Annotated in this window: 12 protein-coding genes and 1 pseudogene; 7 read left to right on the top strand and 6 right to left on the bottom strand. The window is 46.4% G+C overall.

The genetic code is table 11. From position 1 onward, the window contains the following. Positions 1-43 precede the first annotated feature (43 nt). Positions 44-1,063: a diphthamide biosynthesis enzyme Dph2 gene (gene dph2, locus MCON_RS14385; RefSeq protein ID WP_048132637.1), complete on the bottom strand. Its 1,020-nt coding sequence runs from the start codon at positions 1,061-1,063 to the stop codon at positions 44-46. After that, on the bottom strand, positions 1,032-2,042 hold the full coding sequence (gene fen / locus MCON_RS14380; protein WP_048132635.1) for a flap endonuclease-1: 1,011 nt from the start codon (positions 2,040-2,042) through the stop codon (positions 1,032-1,034). The genes dph2 and fen overlap by 32 nt, the downstream gene beginning before the upstream one ends. Before the next feature lie 125 nt (positions 2,043-2,167). On the opposite strand from fen, the gene MCON_RS14375 reads away from it, so the two are divergent. From MCON_RS14375 to MCON_RS14350, 7 genes and pseudogenes are all read left to right on the top strand, one after another. Beyond that, complete coding sequence (locus tag MCON_RS14375) at positions 2,168-2,557, top strand: HesB/IscA family protein (RefSeq protein WP_013720663.1); 390 nt, start codon at positions 2,168-2,170, stop codon at positions 2,555-2,557. Positions 2,558-2,891: 334 nt separating this feature from the next. Next, positions 2,892-3,089, top strand: a pseudogene (locus MCON_RS15790) (DUF4277 domain-containing protein); the annotation flags it as partial. A 91-nt stretch (positions 3,090-3,180) separates the two neighbouring features. Beyond that, positions 3,181-4,491, top strand: coding sequence for a transposase (locus MCON_RS14370; protein ID WP_013718220.1), 1,311 nt, complete (start codon positions 3,181-3,183; stop codon positions 4,489-4,491). Between the two features lie 166 nt (positions 4,492-4,657). Beyond that, a complete protein-coding gene (locus MCON_RS14365) occupies positions 4,658-5,893 on the top strand; it encodes an IS701-like element ISMco3 family transposase (RefSeq protein ID WP_013720661.1) in 1,236 nt (411 codons plus the stop codon). A 231-nt stretch (positions 5,894-6,124) separates the two neighbouring features. Next, entirely contained in the window at positions 6,125-6,541 is a 417-nt protein-coding gene (locus MCON_RS14360; protein ID WP_157863847.1) for a hypothetical protein, read from the top strand. 144 nt (positions 6,542-6,685) lie between these two features. Beyond that, positions 6,686-7,555 carry a hypothetical protein gene (locus tag MCON_RS14355; protein WP_013720659.1) on the top strand — a complete coding sequence of 290 codons (870 nt, stop codon included), beginning with the start codon at positions 6,686-6,688 and terminating at the stop codon, positions 7,553-7,555. An 88-nt stretch (positions 7,556-7,643) separates the two neighbouring features. Continuing rightward, positions 7,644-11,456 carry a DUF7507 domain-containing protein gene (locus MCON_RS14350; RefSeq protein WP_013720658.1) on the top strand — a complete coding sequence of 1,271 codons (3,813 nt, stop codon included), beginning with the start codon at positions 7,644-7,646 and terminating at the stop codon, positions 11,454-11,456. Between the two features lie 372 nt (positions 11,457-11,828). Here MCON_RS14350 and MCON_RS14345 read toward each other — a convergent pair whose 3' ends face one another. The 4 genes from MCON_RS14345 to MCON_RS14330 form a co-directional block, all read right to left on the bottom strand. After that, a complete protein-coding gene (locus tag MCON_RS14345) occupies positions 11,829-12,068 on the bottom strand; it encodes a hypothetical protein (protein WP_162145028.1) in 240 nt (79 codons plus the stop codon). A gap of 149 nt (positions 12,069-12,217) precedes the next feature. Next, positions 12,218-14,866 carry an ABC transporter substrate binding protein gene (locus MCON_RS14340; protein ID WP_162145027.1) on the bottom strand — a complete coding sequence of 883 codons (2,649 nt, stop codon included), beginning with the start codon at positions 14,864-14,866 and terminating at the stop codon, positions 12,218-12,220. Between the two features lie 288 nt (positions 14,867-15,154). After that, complete coding sequence (locus MCON_RS14335) at positions 15,155-16,315, bottom strand: pentapeptide repeat-containing protein (RefSeq protein WP_013720655.1); 1,161 nt, start codon at positions 16,313-16,315, stop codon at positions 15,155-15,157. A gap of 172 nt (positions 16,316-16,487) precedes the next feature. Then, positions 16,488-17,159: a hypothetical protein gene (locus tag MCON_RS14330; protein ID WP_013720654.1), complete on the bottom strand. Its 672-nt coding sequence runs from the start codon at positions 17,157-17,159 to the stop codon at positions 16,488-16,490. Positions 17,160-17,307: the final 148 nt, after the last annotated feature.

Raw genomic sequence — 17,307 nt, 5'->3', positions numbered from 1 at the left:
CTCATAATCTTTAAAGTGCTTGCTGAAAGCGTCTACTGGTCGTTTAAATATCATCGATCTCATCAAAAAGGTAGTCCTCCCACTTCCTCTTACCCACCAGCACCTCGAACTCAGGAGGGGTGAGGACGGGGATACTATACTTGGCAGAATCATCCAATGCTACTCTGGGGCAGGCGGTAGAGACTGCCGCTCGGGCCCCCAAATTGAGCAAACGGTCCGGCTCGATGTTGTCCAGATAGACCAGGAACATCTCCCGACCCCGGGCCTCGCCCAGGGCCATCATCCTTCTTGCCAGCTCCATCCTCTTCTGGCCGGACTTTTTGGAGACGAGAACGGCAAAGCTCTTGGCATCGGCAGCTCTGCTGATGGCTGCAAAGCGCCTGCGCAGCATGGGATCCGGATCGATCTCTAAGATCTCGCAGGTCACCGGATCTGCTGCCAGCACCCTCTTTCCTGTGGCAAGAGCGATCCCCAGGGGATGAAACTGTCCCGTGCCTATGAAAAGATACTCGTCCACATCAAGCGCCTTGGCAGAGGCATAGCAGCATCCCAGGACCTGTCCAGGATACTTGATCCTTCCGGATGCAGGACCTAAAAGGCCCTCGATTCCGTGCTCGGCCAGGACCTCCAGCGCTCCATCGAGCTTATGGACATGCTGAACAGTAGTGCTGACCCCTACCCTCTTTGATTTTAGCTCTCCGATCGCCTTTTCCACCACGCCTCTTAGGTCCTCATTCATCCTGGCTTCCAGGAAGATCACCTTCTCCGGCTCCTCTCCAATGCCAGCGTGGCCCAGGTGGAGCATCAGATCCACCTCACCTGAGAGCCTCGTGTCCACATCGCAGGCCCCAAAGCAAGGGTCCCCGGAGATGATCACCTCTGCCCCGGTCTCCTCTGCGATCCGAGCCGCTACTATTGGCGTTGCCCTTTTCAGCCCCTCGGGAGCCTGCAGGCCTACCCGCGCCGCACCGCTCTTCTTGATCAAATGAACTGCCAGATCGAGGTCGAGCTCATAGCCGAAATCGACAAATTCAGAACCAGTGGTCGAGAGTGCTCTGTCCACTCCTATAGACCTCCTCTAGCCTTTTGGCTGTCTTCTCCACCCTCTCAGGATCAAAGTCCCTCTCATCCACCAAAAAGGAGACGATCTCTTCTGGCACGGGCTTTTTCAGGGCGATCTTATAGTCATCAGTGACCGGAGGATGGAGGAAGAACTCCCTGATCTTTTCGAAGTCCTCGATCTTATCATCTCTGTCCGCCAGGATGCTCTCCAGATCTCCTTTCTCCCGAATGAGCTTTAGAGCGGTCTTGGGCCCCACCCTCTCCAGGCCGGAATTAAAATCTGTGCCGCACATGATGCCGATCTCAACCAGCTGCTTGTGGGTGATTCCAAGGTTCGCCAGCCCCACTTCCAGGTTGATCACCTCCGGCTCCACATCCACATAAATGTTCTTTCGAGGCAGCTTTCTCTTGCCGGTGATGGCCAGATTGCGCACCACCAGGGGCGCTCCAAAGAGGAGGGAGTCGTAATCCTGGCTGCCGGCATAGTCCACATCGCCTCGAGCGGCCATATAAGCCGCCTGGGCCTCGCCCTCTGATGGGGCCTGGATTACCGGCAGCCCCATGGCCAGGATGAGCCTTCTCCCGTCCTCGATAATCTCGGAGTTGATCCGTGAAGCCGCCTGAGCATATTTGAATCCGTCTTCACCGGCTGCTCGAGCCTCCTCCCAGGCCCACGCCGCTTTATCCCTTATCTCCGACCTCTCGGCCAGGGTGACAGCCTTGAAGGTTGGGGCCTCGCCATCGAAGACGAAGGCCACCTTCACCCCTGCCTCAATCAGGTTTGTGGTGCGATACAATAGGCCAGAGAGATGAGAGGTCACCCTTCCCTGGCGGTCCATGAGAGGGGTACCATCCCTCTGCCGGATGATGGATAAAAACTGATAGAGGGTGTTGAAGGCATCTATCGCCACCCATCTGCCGGACAGATCCTTAATCTCTATCTGCTTTCTCTTTAGCAGCTCCCCTAAATCAACGCCCATGATTGTCACATACCACTGCTCTATGATAAATCCTCTATCCTATGCTCGGATTTCCAGGCTCCAATTGCAGATGCATGCTACCTTTAAATATCAGTTTTGTGCAGATAACATTTGGAGTGCTATTCATGATTGAGATTACAAAAGAAGCGGCTGATATGCTTAAAAGCAAGGTGGTGGAGGATAAGGTCATAAGGATGTTCCTGGCGGCAGTCGATCCATCTGGCGCGAACTATGGCATGACGCTAGGCGACGCAGAGAAGGACGATGTCATATTCGAGAGCAGGGGGATTAAAATCCACATGGAGCCCAAGGATGCTGAGCTTTTGGCAGAGACCATCATCGATTATGTTGATGATGACCGTGGAACTGGATTTATTATTCGCGGCCCAGAGGACGAGCTTTCCGGTTGCAGCTCATGTGGCAATGCCGGCACATGTGATCATGATCATGACAGCTGTGACCACGATCATGGAGGATGCGACCACGGCCATGGCGGAGGCTGCGGCTGCAGCTAAACTATTTTTTGCCAGTTGGTTTCGATTTTTAAACTGCAATACTGCATTATTCAGGGAAAATGTGTGGGTCGACTCGGGGTGCCAGTCAATGGCCTGATCGTATCTATGGCGCAAAACCGTGAATCCAAACGATTGCTATCGTTTATTGCTACAGACCGCTCCGAGGTCGGACTTTGCAGGATATCGAGCCCGGAACTTCGGCTTCGATATCCTGAGGGTGCTCATAAAACCCACATTCCGCACTTCGCATAAAATAATCCAAGAAATAGCCTATGATTAAAATAGGAAAGATTATTTAATAGCAGCTGCATCTTCTTCCTAGAAGGGAAGCAGCATGGAGATGGATGTCCAATCTTACTTGATAGGCCACCTTGGCATAGTAGCAGGCACGTTCGATGCATTGAATATCGCGGATGTAATTGATCAGGTCCTTCCAAAGAGAGGCTCGCGAAATCTTCCTCATTCAGTAATTATCAAAGCTATGATCCTGAATGGCTTGGGTTATACTGGTCAGCGGCTTTATCTCTTTCCGGCACAATCTCCTAAATAAGTGATGTAGGCAGGGCACATTCTATCACAAGTTATTAATATTATGATAATCATGTACCCTGTGTGACCCTACAATGACTGAGATGCAATTAAGCTTGATAAATTTTCCGTATCGTGAAATGCTTTCAAATATCTTCCAGGATTACTCAAACGACTTTGAATTTACTGCGAGCGGTATTTTTCGGAAAATAGTGCCGCCATTATGTCCCGAATGTGGCCATCCAATGAGCCATAATGGTTTTAACACCTGCCAGAAGAGACATCTCGGAGGGGCAAACGTCGGGAAATATTTATGTGGCGCTTGCGGGAAGTCAACCGAAGAAGATCGAGACTTCTGGATCAAGCTAAAGACAGACTTCTTCGGGATTGTCACGGAAATCTGCACACGTCTGAGGCTTAATCACGTATCTTATGAAGTGATAGAATCGATAATGGGCTATCTGTATCCTCGGGATAAAGATACCATCCGGAACATGGTCCAGTGCGCGATTGAGGAGACAGATGTCCCTTCGGTCAAAAATATCCAGTTCGTGCATTATGACGAGCAACATCCCAAGGCAGGACGAAACCAAAAGTATCGTTTGACACTCCTTGATTCGGTAACAAGGCAAGTAATCGCGGATGAGCTTTTCGATTCAAAAGATGCCGATACTATCGAAGGTTTCCTTCGAAGAAATCTCGACACTCAAAAGCAGATATTTATTGTCACAGACCTTTACAGAGGATACAGCAATGTTTTTAAAAGAGTATTCGGCAACAAGGTAATCCATCAATTCTGTTTGCTCCACTTGAATAAGCTCATAGTCAATGATTTTCCTCGAAAAACAAGCATCGAACAGGAATTGCTTAAATACAAAATGCTTAACATATTTTTTAACCGTGAACTTGAGATTGAATTCCTTTCCACCTTGATCGAAGAAGAGAAAATGATGAGACAGAGAAGCAACAAGGAATACAAATCATGGATTGCAGAAGCCAAGCACCTATTTTATGATTTTGTTCGACGTCTGGAATTGAGACGTAGAAGAGAAAGCAAAAACCTTGAGCAAAGAACTTATCATGAAGCTTTAAATAATTTTAAATTTTTAAAGATGCAATCCGACTCGTTTATGATATCCGTTAGAAAGAGGCTGGATAAAATCGAAGAGCTTTGGCCAAACCTTACAGCATTTTACTTTACCGATAATGCCCCGGCTACAAACAATCCCATAGAAAATTACTATTCAACAAGTCTCAAGACTCATAGAAAAAAACAATTAGAGGAACCAGGAATCAAAGAGCAGATAAAGCTCTCTGCGCTAAAGAGAGCAGGAGTCTTTGGAAGGCCTCAAAAGTCTCTACTCAATGCATTCTTTATGTTCATTCCTTTTCTAGATACGGGTTAAAAGATTCGGCATCGCCTAACCAGATTCTAAAACAATAGCGTTAGCTTACTGTACTTTCCAACTTTTTAACAGATTTATAATATTCTCCTGTTAACTCAAACCATAAATTTCCCATAGAAAATTAAAGCTTTTATACTTGGATCAGAATCCCTTCTTCGGGAGTAAAATGATCAAAATAGTAAAGGTACCGTTGCAATTGGAGCCGTTTTTAGATAAGTTTAGGGATCTCTTCACAAAACCGAGTTACGGATCATTTCGAGATCTGTGTGGCGCGTTGAGCGTATGTGATAAATCCAAGACCGTTTCTAACCTTTGTGATACTATGGCAGATTGCAGCAAAGGGAAAAAATCACGTTCTTCATATAATTGGTTCTTTAGCGATGCGAATTGGGATGAAAATGAAGTTGCACAACGCAAGGTGGATCTTTTCATCGATAGTTTATGTTTGAAAGAGAACGATAAACTATTATTAATAATTGATGATACATACAATGAGAAAGAAGGAAACCAAACAGATGGTGTGGGCAAATTTTACGATCATAGTAAAGAAGCCTATATTTGGGGTAACAATTTCGTTACCTCTGTTGTCCAATCAAAAGGACTATTTATTCCACATAAAGCTAAGATGTATATTAAGAATGATGACGAAAATGAGAATTTTAAAACAAAAATGGAGATTGCCTTTGAAGAGATCATCAAACCATTAGTTGTACCAAAAAGCATCGATCTTTATATCGTTTTCGATAGCTGGTGGTTTTCTTCTGATCTATTTAGCAAGTGCCTTAAGCTAGGGCATAATATCGTATGCCAAATCAAGTCTGATAAGAAAGTCGGAATAAATAGGGATATGTATTTCCAAGTCAGAGATCTAGCGAATCAAATTGAAGATAAATTTTTTATTAAGACAACAGTTAGTGTTCGTGGAAAAAAGAAGACCTATTATGCATTTGAAAAGAAGGTAATCATAGACAAGGTAGGCGAAGTTAAGCTTGTTATCTCCAAGAGAAAAAAAGATAGCACGACAAAATATATAATCAGCACTAATGGATCGCTTTCATTGAAAGAAATACTCTCAATTTACGAGGACAGATGGGATATAGAAACAGCTCATAGAGAGGCAAATCAAAAATTAGGATTTAAAGATTACCAATTAAGAGATAAACACTCAATTGAAAGATTTATTCAAATGGTTTTTTCAGTATGGACTGCAATTCTCTTATGGGAAATAGATAATCCGCCACCTAAAGATGGCTCAAAATCAAGAACGATGGGCGACATGGTCGATAGAGTAAAAATGCAAGCTGTTGGAGAAACATTTGAATTTGTCATGACATATTTTAATTTGCCTGTACCTGATGGGGGATTGCTATATATACTCAAGAGCCTTGGAATGAAGATATGAATAATAAGATAAATTAAAAATTATAAACAAAGGAGAAACTTGGAAAGTACAGTAGCTTAGTAATTTTTTTTAAAATACAAAATTATTTTATAAATTATTCTGATAAATTTGCTTTAATCAAACCAAATGGGCCGATTTGTGTAACCACATTAGCAATAATATCATAAATGAGACAATCTATCGCTGGTAAAAAACAAATTTCACTTGATTTCTAGATAGTGCCACTTCGAGGTGTTGGTTACAGCTCGTGAGGCTGCACTTTGTATCAACCAGGCCTGCATGACCTTCCCGATTGTGACCCCAGGTCAGTGCTCAATAACAACAGATTCATCGGATCAGATTTGCATCATCGATGATAAAAATCACAAATATAGCACAGAAAGCACTCCCGGCCAGGTCAATCAGCGCTGGTGGGTGTTCAAGCAAGGCGAAGTTCCTGAAAATCTGGAATACAACGGCAATGCCGATTCCAAGGTCGGAGATGGGTCCAACATAAACATCAAATGGAATGAATGGGCTGAGAATTCCGGCACATATGTTATAATGACAGGGTACTTCGGCAAGAAATCACCCTATGTTTTCCAGGGATCATGCCAAAAGCAAGTTGTGATTGTGGATGTGCCGCTCAATACGATAACTGTAACGTGATGCAAATTATGGGCACCAGGGCATTGCCTGGTGGCTCATTTTTATTAAATATTGGACTGGCCTGGCAATCGGCTGCCGATGGGCAAAACGCATGATGATATGTTAAATATAAATAATTATTTAAAAAAGTGCAGGATATAGACTATGAAATCCATCCTCAGCAATTCCAAAGAGACTATCTGCCTCTCGGCCATTTTATGTCTATTTTTCCCATTTATCCTGAGCTCTGCAGCAGGATCAGATTGGCCTGACTGCAATTTTCACTGTCGCGCCAAGGATGTAACGATAACCGATCTCTGGCTGGGGGATGCTCAGGGAAATTTGCTATCTGCTTGCGCTCAGAATAGCTCAGTAGATGCCTATATATGGGCCAGATTTAAGAACAATGCCAATAGTCCTCGATATGCAGTAATTCTCTTATGCGACATATATGTGGATGGTGCTCTGCAGGAATCCCATTACGATGATGGAGGCCTCTGCGTTCTGGATACCATTCCCGCAGGCTCTGAGAATTCTCTCTCCTTATATGGATTCTCATTTAGCTGCGGCCAGGAGGTAAGGATAGAGAATCTGGTCATAAACTGGGAGACGGCCAATGGCATCGATTGCTCCAATGCTAATCGGAGATGCAGCAATCGAAATACCAAATGCTATCGTGAGACTGGCTCCATTGATCTGACACCTCCGAGCTGCCAAATTGAAGGGCCGAGCATTCCTTGTGAGAGCATCATCGCCACATATCTGCCCCAGATCACGAGGGCACCCGAATTAAAGCCCCAATTGGTTTGGAGAATAGATGGAATGGATGCAGAAGACGAGTCGGCAGAGGAAGGCCTTCAGGTTGATTGGAGAGACTATGGAAGTGGGTATCATATTCTGCAGCTTAGCATAGATTGGAATGATGACCATGGCAGGCTGGTTCAGAGCTGCACGGACAGCCTCAGGATTCTGGTTGTTGAAGTGCCAAGCAATGTGATCGAACTGACCTCAGGGACTGAGACGCTCAATGATTAAGCTTCTGTGCTTGCGCGCGCCTTCCTCCGGAAGGTCAAAGAGTCCAGAAATCGCCCATATGTGTACATGGCTATCACTAGCTATAATCTTGGCACTAATCCTTCCCGTCAGCGCAGAGCCGAATCAGATCATCGGTGGCGTATCCTATACGATCTCCGCACCTTTAGCCCCTGAGGGGCAGAGCTACAATTATAGCTGGTCAGCAACTGGAGGCACTCCACTTAACGCGAGCCAGAGCTCATTTCAGTGGACAGCTCCCCTTGTAGAGAATTCTACCACCGTTCTGATCGAACTGAAAATAGAGAGCAACGTAAGCGGCTGCATTAATGAAAACCAGATTGAGATGCTGGTCTTGCCCGCAGCAAAAGCAGAGATTCGCCTAAAAAAAGACTGCAGATATAGCCCACCAGTGAGGGTGGGCGATACAGTCGTTTATACATATAACGTAACCAATACCGGCGGAGTCACTCTTTATGAAATAAACCTCACCGATACTCATGATTGGGGGCCGAACTGCCATCCAACTCGGGTTGGAGGTGGGGGAGGTGACGAAGCATTGGAGCCGGGCCAATCATGGCAATATGAATGTCTTTACGAGATTCATGATCCTGCCAATTATACCATACTGCGCATCATGGCTAGCACTGGTTACAGGGAGCAGGATATGATTGAGAAGCTACTGCGGCTGAGAACTCGCATGGAAATCAATCTGGAGAAGATGAGAAGACTGCAAAAAGAGTTCGATCCGCATGCGGCAACGCTAACTATTGAGAGCATGCAGATGGCTGGCATCAACTATACCTCCTACTACTATGTCAATGAAGTGACTGAGGAGAGCCTGAAGAGGATTATAGATCCGCAAGGGAATTTAAGCGTCACTTACTATAGAGATCCCGTCTCGCAATTGAATTTGACCACTCGATACGATCCAAAAGGAAAGATTCTCTCGGAGGAGGAATACTACTATCCGCATCCGGGAACGAATGAGTACATGAAGATCGAATACGATAATCCATCTGTGGGCTTGAAGACCATTACCATTACGGATTATATTACAGGAGATACATTGATCATAATAGAAGATTATAACGGAGTTATAATAAGCAAAGAATACAAAAAAACGCCGGGCTACATAGTTTACGAGGAGAAATATATCCTCAAAAACATCGCCACTGTGAAGGCGAAGACGGGAGCTGGCCAAGAGGTATCCGATTCAGATACATATTCTTTGGAGATATTCAAGCAAAATCCAATTTTGAGCGTTTTTAAAGATGATGAGCCAGATCCAGTGCAATTCAATGGTACTATTAATTATACCATCGCATATAAAAATAACGGCGGTCAGGATGCTCACGAGGTAATGCTAAAAGAGACCTACAATGAGAGCCTGGAGTTCATATGGGCAAGCCCTGCTCCGGATCCGGGCACAATTGATGCCTGGACCATTGGAGATCTGGATAAAGAAGAGTCCGGCAAGATAGCGATCCAGGCCAGATTGAAGGATATTCTAACACCGGGATCAATAATCACCAATCGCATTGATATGTGGTGTAAAGAAGGATCGCATGCCGTTGCCTGGGCCAATACAACTGTAACCGGAGAAGGGCTGGTAATTGGAAAAAGGGCCTCATCCCGCATAATTTTCCCAGGGGAGCATCTGAATTACACCATAGACTACAGAAATAATGGCTCTGTGAAGCAGACCGATGTTGTGATCCATGATTATTTGGATGAAAAAGTCGATTTTAAGTATTCTCTATCAGATCCACTTCTCATCAATGAGAGCTCAGGAAGACACCACTGGTGGTATGTTGGAGATCTGCTGCCCGGATCCGGAGGGACCATCGAGATCTTCGTGAAGGCCAAGGGCAAAGACACATTCAAAGACAACGCTGGTTCGGTCTTCAACACATATCAGATAAACTCTTCGCAAACAGAAGGCACGAATAAAACACTGGAGACCTACGTCGTCCATTCATTATGGATCAAGAAGGAGGCAAATGCGACTGCCGCCGCTCGAGGTGAGAATATCACCTATACAATAAAATATGGAAACTCCGACACCGATTTTACCGCTGAGAATGTGAGCATAACGGATATGCTTCCAGAAGTTGATTTTCTCGGAGCAACTCCTCATCCTAACATCATAAACGGAAAAAATCTCACCTGGATGATCGGCAATCTGACTCCGAGGGCAAACGGCACGATAGTTCTCGATGTTCATATACCCAAGAAGACGCAGATGGTCTTCGATGAAACCTCATCTGTAGAAGGCGATGGCTTTATCCGCATGCGAAAGAGTCTATCCACGGAAGAAGCGGAGCGCTCGCTCACAAACAGGGTCGAGATCCGGGGGTACTATGAATCTATGCCAATCCCTGTCAGTAGCAGCTCTGTGGTGGTCACCATTCTCGGAGCTGCCGGAACAAGGATCACTACTTCGGAGCACGGGAGCGGCCACTACGAGGAGGATGAGAGTTCGCGCTTGGTATCAAAGAACAAGAGCGTGAGTCTAAAAAAGGATATCTTTGCCAGCTATGGGCGTTCTACTTTCCAGCTGCCCGGCAAACGAAGCATAGACTACCAATCCCTGTGGTCGGACAGAACATCAGCGGCAAATTATATTCGAGGAGAAGTGGTCACAGAAAATTACCTTTATGTCCACAGCCTGCAAAAAGACAGCAGCTTTGATGTGGACATGAACCAGACAGTATATCGTTCAGACGCCAGCCATGATTCTGGAATAGCTCGAATCAGTTATAGGAAGAATGCACAGGACAGCTCCCATAGCATAAAAGAAATGATAGATGAAGATTATCATGGCAGTTTTAAAGTGTTTCAATCTATTGACTCTTATGGAGAGAATGTAAGACAAGATAGGTCGATCACAGGCAAAGGGCGAGTGTCCTCGGACAAGCGAACAGAATCTCAAAGATCCTTTGAGCATGGGAGCGGTTACTATTCAGCTCAGGAATCGATGGATTCAAGCAGCATCACAAAGAACGTCAAGATGCTCTACTCGCCGCAAAAAGAGACCCTGGGATCCATGAACACTAGCGGCGGAAGCCTATGGCGGGAAGGCATGCAGACCAAAGATCCAGAGCAGGAGCTCATCATAAGCGAAGAGATTCGATCCGCCTCTTACATCGAAAAAGAGGCAGAAATGGATTTGTCATCATTGAAGTTTATAGGCTCCTTCAACGGGTCCATGGATACTGCAATCCTCCAGGGAAATGGCCCAGATTATGAAAAGGTGCGGCTAGATCAGAGCTTTGTAGGCAAATTCAACATTGATACCGCCATCAGCCTGCATCCTGAGCCCTTGCACCGCTATGTGCATGTGAACATTGAGAAGAAAGCCATTATGCAGGATGATAATATAGTCCTCTTCCTTATCAATGTCACCAATGACGGCAGCAGGCCGCTCAAGAAATTGGATGTTTCGGACAGGCTTCCTCCGGGCCTGAGCTTCATCGACTCCAGCCAGAGGCCAGAAGTTGATGGCCAATTCATCAATTGGACTATCTCGTCACTGGACATTGGCAGAACGATGACCATAAAGCTGAGAGCCAGGGTCGAGAACGGCCGCCAGATATATGATAATTACGTGAGCGTGTCAACCGGCTATAATGACACTAGAATTGAAGCCGAGAACCATACCCTCTTTGAGGCTTACTATCAGCCGCTCTCCTGTTGCCCGGAGCTGCCAATTGAATGGAATTATTGGAGCTCTGGCTCAAATGCAACGCTAATAAATGCAGAATGGGGCAGCTGGAAGCCCGCTCCATGCTTCAATGTAAGCACGGAGGTTATTGACTGCTTTTTAGAACAAGAGAAATACTATGATGAGTTGGAGCGAAACCTATCGAGCTGCTGTGCATCAAATTATGATATCCCTTGAAAGAATAGTTGGCTCCTCGCTACTTAGCACGGGTGAACTTTGAATTGCAAAATCTCTGTATCATTTCGCCTTTGTGGTGGACCGCTATGCACTGACCCAACCACAGACACGCAGAGGAACAGAGACTATAACCGCTGCCGTACTCACCCAAATAATTCAGCAAAGAGCCATAAACCACAAAGCACACAAAGGACACAAAGACAGCACCAAAGGATTATTGGGCTATCAAGAACTGGATTAACCTTTGCGAGGCCTTTGTGATCTTTGTGCTCTTTGTGGTTAAAATCCGTTATCTGTAATCAATTAGAGAACTCCTCGCAGACTCATCTGATCGATAAGCCGATGTGAGGCGAATCGCCAATAATGTCCTCATCAGCCATTATGAAGCTCTGGAGCTGATGGAGGCGCCTTTACTTGTGGCTTTGAGTCTTCTATTAAAATATCAGCCAATCCCGGCTCCACACCGTTTGGCGTCATCTCATAGACCACATCATCAAGCTTCACAATAACGCTGTCACCCTTTGGCTCAGCATTAAATCCATGAGTCACAAGTAAGAATGCTAGATCTTGAGCATCTATTCTGACATCCTCGCTATCTGCAATCAGCTTCATGAGGTCGGTATAATCGTCGGCTGCTGTGGGAGAACTCATCGACATGACTGCAAAGCAGAATATGATCGCCACCAGGCATGCTGAATTCGTGCTCTTAATCGATTTCATATCGACGCCCTGTGAATAGGAGCCCTAATTCTCATATATCCCTAAGAGGGCTGTGGTATCTGTGCTGACCGCAATTTTTCGAGACCCTTTTGCAGATCCATGCTCATCTTGGCTCCTTGGAGATTGGAAATAGAGAAGAATTGAAGTGCTATATCATCATATTTGATTCCCTCGAGGTTTGCTCCACTGAAATCACATTTTTCAAAGGCAGTTTTCTCAATGATAGCTCCCCTCAGATCCGCACCCGAGAAATTCAGATTATTCATAAAAGACTCGGAGAAACGGGCATTTTTCAGATCCGCACCACTGAAGTCTACATCCGAAAAGACCATCCGAACCATTTCGGACGATTTCAAGCTTGCTTTGTGCCAGGAGGTTCCCTTTAGGTTCATTGAATTGTAATAGGATCCTGCAAGATCCGCTCCAGAAAGGTCGGCGTTGATCAGATGTACGTTCGCGAATATGACGCCATTTAGATCTGAATTTCGCAGATCCACACTGCTAAGATCTGCAAAGTCCAGTTTGGCACCTCTTAGGGTGCAACCCGATAAATTAGACCTCACTAAGTAAGCTCTTGTGAAATCTGAATTTGACAGGTCGCAATTGGTTAGATTTGCCCCAAAAAGTTCCGCTCTGGAGAACTGGCTCTCTGTAAGGCTGCTGCCGCTCAGATCCGCCCAATTCATTCTGGCACCTACCATATTGGCACCGCTCAGATATGCATCTTTCATAGTTGCAAGGCTGAGATCCGCTCCCAGGAGCCTGGCTCCATTTAGGTTTGCGCCGATGAGGTTGCATCCGCCTAGCAATGCATTGGTCAGATCTGCCCTTTCAAGATTGGAATTGGATAGATCCGAATCTTCCAGATGCGCTCTGGGAAGACTGGTGTTTACCAGTTTGGCCTCAACAAGCTTGGCTCGATTCAGAAATGCACTCTCTAGGTTCGCATCGGAGAGATCGGCACGTGTGAGATTCGAATTAGCAAAGACTGAAGCGGAGAGATACGAACCAGAGAGGTTCGCCATACTCAGATCTGCACCATTTAGGTTTGAGAAGCCCATAGTTGATCCAACCAGCCTGGAACGGGATAAGTTAGCTCCCATACAACGAGCTGCGGAGATATCCGCTCCCGATAGGTCTGCATCGGTGATGGTGGCATTGATCAGGTTCGCGCCAACCAGGCTTGCGCCTGTGAGATTTGCGCCTTTTAATTGGGAATTAACAAAGGTGGAACGTTCCAGAAATGCGTTTATAAGGCTTGCTCCAAACAGATTTGCATCGCTGACCTTCGCAGCCCACAAGCTGGCGCCATCCATCTTGGCATCAACCAGAGTTGAATTATCCATCATGGCCTGATCCATAAGGGAGCCTGATAGATCTGCTCCGGTCATATTCGAGCCCATCAAATAATTGCCAAGCAGGGTGGCTCCTCTGAGATCAGCACCGGAGAGGTCAGAACCATCGAGAGCAGCGAGTGGCATGAATGCGCCACTGAGATTGGCTCTGATAAGCGTGGAGTTTGAGATGACAGCCTGTATCAAAAAGGATCGGCTCAGGTTCGTCCCGCTGAGATCGGATCCTAGCAGGTCAGAATAACTCAAGTCTGTCTCGGACAGATCCAGGCCGCTCAAGTTCCTATTATTTAGATCAGCTCGAGGTTGAAATGGCTGATTAACGAACTTGCTCCCAGAAGGAAGTATCAAGAGGCTGGTATTGAAGCGGCGCAGCTCCAACATATCGAAAATGTTTGTGCCGGGAGGCTCATTTATGGCCGGAATATCATCTGCAGGAGCATCCTGCAAGATGAGTTGTTCCATGTCGGCTGCCGATTCGCCTTGGACTTGATCGGTGGTGATCGCTTCTCCAAGTACATCGAAGTCCATCTGGACGTCCTTAGTACCATAGATTGGAGCCGAACTTGCACTTCTCTGGACGCTGATATTGAAGCGGCGCAGCTCCAGCATATCGAAAATATATGAGCTGGGAAGCTCTTTTATGACCGGAATATCATCCGCAGGAACACCCTGCAAGATGCGGTGTGCCATATCTGCCGCCAATCTGCCCTGGACTTGACCGGTAATGATCGCTCCTCCAAGCACACCGAAGCCCATATAGACATCCCGGGTACCGTAAATTGGAACCGAGCTTGCGCTTCTCAGGATCCATGCGCTCTCTTCGTGGGTTACTGCTCGTCCTTCCCGGTCATTATTATAATTAAGAAGAAGGATCAGGCTGCCCTCATGCAGAGCGGAAGCATTCCTCTGCAGTTCTTCTACTGTCATGTCATTCCAGATGACGAAGCTGACAATTGTATTGAATCTGGACAGGGTCTGGTTCATGGCCTCTTGGCTGGCCTTGCTGGTGGCAGTCTGGTCATCGATTATGACTATTTGCTTTGCATCGGGATGCAATTTTAGCATAAGAGAGATTGTACCTGGTATATCAAAGGCCTCCACCACGCCGGTGAAATTCTTCCCTGCCGTCAGCATCTGGTCTTCGAAGAAGTCCACTCCGCAAAAGACAACTGGAGTGCTGGAAAACAGCTCGTCTCTGTTGTTGAGCAGGAACTGAAATGCATCATCGTCCAGACAGGTGATGACATCATAGTGACGATCTTTATATTTATTTTTATATAAATTCTTCAATTTATTCAGTCTGGCTTCAGTAGGCTCCTGCCTTTTGGTATCCATATACTCAAAAGAGAATTCTGCTCCAGGATAGTAAATAGATAGCTGATCTTTAATCTCATTGCCTACGGAATCGGTCCATGGCGATCCGGGGTTATACGAGGCAAAAATTAGTATTTTCTGGGAGGCTTCTTCCTCCAGTGCGGAGGATGATGCAACTAGAGTTATAAAAAGCAAGCAGAGTCCAGGAGACAATCTGAGCAGTGAACGAGCCATAACAGACCTTTTCCAATTACTACTATAATTAATTTGTTCTTTTCTTAATTTAAAAAGACAGTCCCTTTCAGAACATCAAGCGGCTCTTTGTAGTGATTTGAGGTCAGAGCGCAGATCCTCGGAGATCTTGGCTCCATCCAGTTCCGCTCTGGACAGCGATTGAAGGGTGAACTGGTCATACTTGATTCGCTCCAGATTGGCGCTGCTCAAATTGGCTCCGGTCATCTCAACCTGAACCAGTGTCGCATCTCTCAGGTCGGCGCCGGCCAGATCCGTCATGGCCATGAATACTCCTGTCAGGACAGAATTCTTAAGGGATGCTCCCCCCATTTCCAGTCCCCTCAGGTCGACTTCACGCAGATTAACTCTATCGAGCTTCGCATTCCTGAGTGTCGCTCCTGCAAGAATAGCTCCATCCAGATAGGCTTCGGATAAATCAGCTCCGGTAAAATTCGCTTTGGTAAGATCGGAGTAAGGCATTTTGGCTGATTTCAAGCTTGCACCAGTTAAGACGGCCTCAGTCAGGTCCGCATAGGCCATATCGGCCCAATCTATGTTGGCGCCGGTAAGATTGGATCTCATGAGATAAGCTCTGGTAAAGTCTGCATCGCTAAGGTCCGAACCGCTCAAATTAGTACTATAAAGCTCGGCTCTTGAGAACTGACCTTGGGATAAATAGGCAACACTCATATCGGCCCAGCTTATATGAGCTCCAATCATATTGGCACTGGTTAGATAGATTCCCTTAAGCTTGGCACCACTCAGATCCGTTCGAAAAAGCCTGGCATCCGTGAGATCAGCGTCGCTCAGATCGGAATCGGATATGTCTGCTTCGGTTAGATCTGCTTTCACAATGCGAGCCCCGTTCAGCTTGGCTTTGGACATTTGAACCCGTATTAGGTTCGCACCAGTTAAATCCGCTCCCGTGAGATCGGCTTCCGTAAGAACAGCGCCCGTGAGATCTGCATTCTCCAGCGTTGAGCCATTCAGATGAGATGCCATCAGCCAGGCCGATCGGAGATACGCCCCATCCAGATTCGACCCGTTGAGGTTGCAGCCCTGCAGATCAGACTGATTCAAATGTGCTCCGGCGAGATCCATTGCCGAGAGATTCGCATAGCTCAGATTAACACGATCATCGATATTGATATCGAGCTCGGCAAATCCTGCACCAAGAACGCAATTCATCGCAATCAAAGCGCATAATGCGATCCTCACCAGCGAATCAATTCTCATCGAGCCCTCGTTATTCCCATACTAATAATTTATAATTATGTCAGTACCACATTTCAAGTTTCCGGTAGGACTCCTGACACAATGTCATGCCCGGATTCATCATCGATCCTTCAGCAAATGGCTTCAAATAGCGGAAATGCACGCCGCACGGTCTCAATGCACTTATATTATATTAGGCCAGCCTCCATTGGGGATTGATTGATTCGAGGTATTTGAAATCCGCAAAGCTATACTGAGCCTGGTAATAATAATCGTCCTCTGTAATAGGCCCGTAATAACTATCCACTGCCAGCCAGGTATCGGGAGCATCATTGTCCTCCACAACCACCCAGAGATGTCCCCGGCTGTCAAATCCACTGGGATCGTACATATAAACTGAGCCATACCCCAGGCTCTTATAGCTCTCTTGCAGCTTTTGGGAGCCATCATAACACATGCCCAAGGGCGTTACCGGAAATATATGATATCTGCTGATGGTTTTTATAAAGCTTTCATTGTCTGACCTCCTATAAGTGAGATTGATCCTTATGGCATCGCTGGAGATCACCTGCACAGGTCCGGATTGCATATCGGGAGGAGACATCCACATATCACCGAGCCTGGGAGCGGCTCCATTAGGCGTGACATATACTTCCCTGCTATCGTTGAGCTTGACCACCACATAGGACGGCTCTGGTCGAGCGGAAAAACCGTGCGTGGCCAGAAAGAAGGCCAGGTCCTTAGATGTGATGCCGACATCCTCATAGCTGGATAGGAGCAGCCATAGATCGTTTTCTTGGGTTGCCTGGCTCAACCCAAAACAGGATAACAGAAATATGAGCATAATAGCTGAGGCTCTCTTCAATCCAGCATCACCGCTGACCGATATCTGAGCTCGGTCTCATATAATGAAGAGTTACAGATATTTAATAAGATCCATCCGGTCCAACTGGCGTTAGGACTGAGAAAGTTGAAATGGACGAGTTATGGATTTCGTGGGGAGAAAACGCTGC

The sequence above is a fragment of the Methanothrix soehngenii GP6 genome (assembly GCF_000204415.1).
Taxonomy (GTDB): domain Archaea; phylum Halobacteriota; class Methanosarcinia; order Methanotrichales; family Methanotrichaceae; genus Methanothrix; species Methanothrix soehngenii.
The sequence above is the reverse complement of the archived record's forward strand: the minus strand, read 5'-3'. Positions and strand labels throughout refer to the sequence as shown.

What these genes read in the sequence shown, in the direction of transcription:
- fen (WP_048132635.1), bottom strand. Translation starts at nt 2,042, where the DNA reads ATGGGCGTTGATTTAGGGGAGCTGCTAAAGAGAAAGCAGATAGAGATT.
- MCON_RS14375 (WP_013720663.1), top strand. Translation starts at nt 2,168, where the DNA reads ATGATTGAGATTACAAAAGAAGCGGCTGATATGCTTAAAAGCAAGGTG.
- MCON_RS14370 (WP_013718220.1), top strand. Translation starts at nt 3,181, where the DNA reads ATGACTGAGATGCAATTAAGCTTGATAAATTTTCCGTATCGTGAAATG.
- MCON_RS14365 (WP_013720661.1), top strand. Translation starts at nt 4,658, where the DNA reads ATGATCAAAATAGTAAAGGTACCGTTGCAATTGGAGCCGTTTTTAGAT.
- MCON_RS14355 (WP_013720659.1), top strand. Translation starts at nt 6,686, where the DNA reads ATGAAATCCATCCTCAGCAATTCCAAAGAGACTATCTGCCTCTCGGCC.
- MCON_RS14345 (WP_162145028.1), bottom strand. Translation starts at nt 12,068, where the DNA reads ATGAAGCTGATTGCAGATAGCGAGGATGTCAGAATAGATGCTCAAGAT.
- MCON_RS14340 (WP_162145027.1), bottom strand. Translation starts at nt 14,866, where the DNA reads ATGGATACCAAAAGGCAGGAGCCTACTGAAGCCAGACTGAATAAATTG.
- MCON_RS14335 (WP_013720655.1), bottom strand. Translation starts at nt 16,315, where the DNA reads ATGAGAATTGATTCGCTGGTGAGGATCGCATTATGCGCTTTGATTGCG.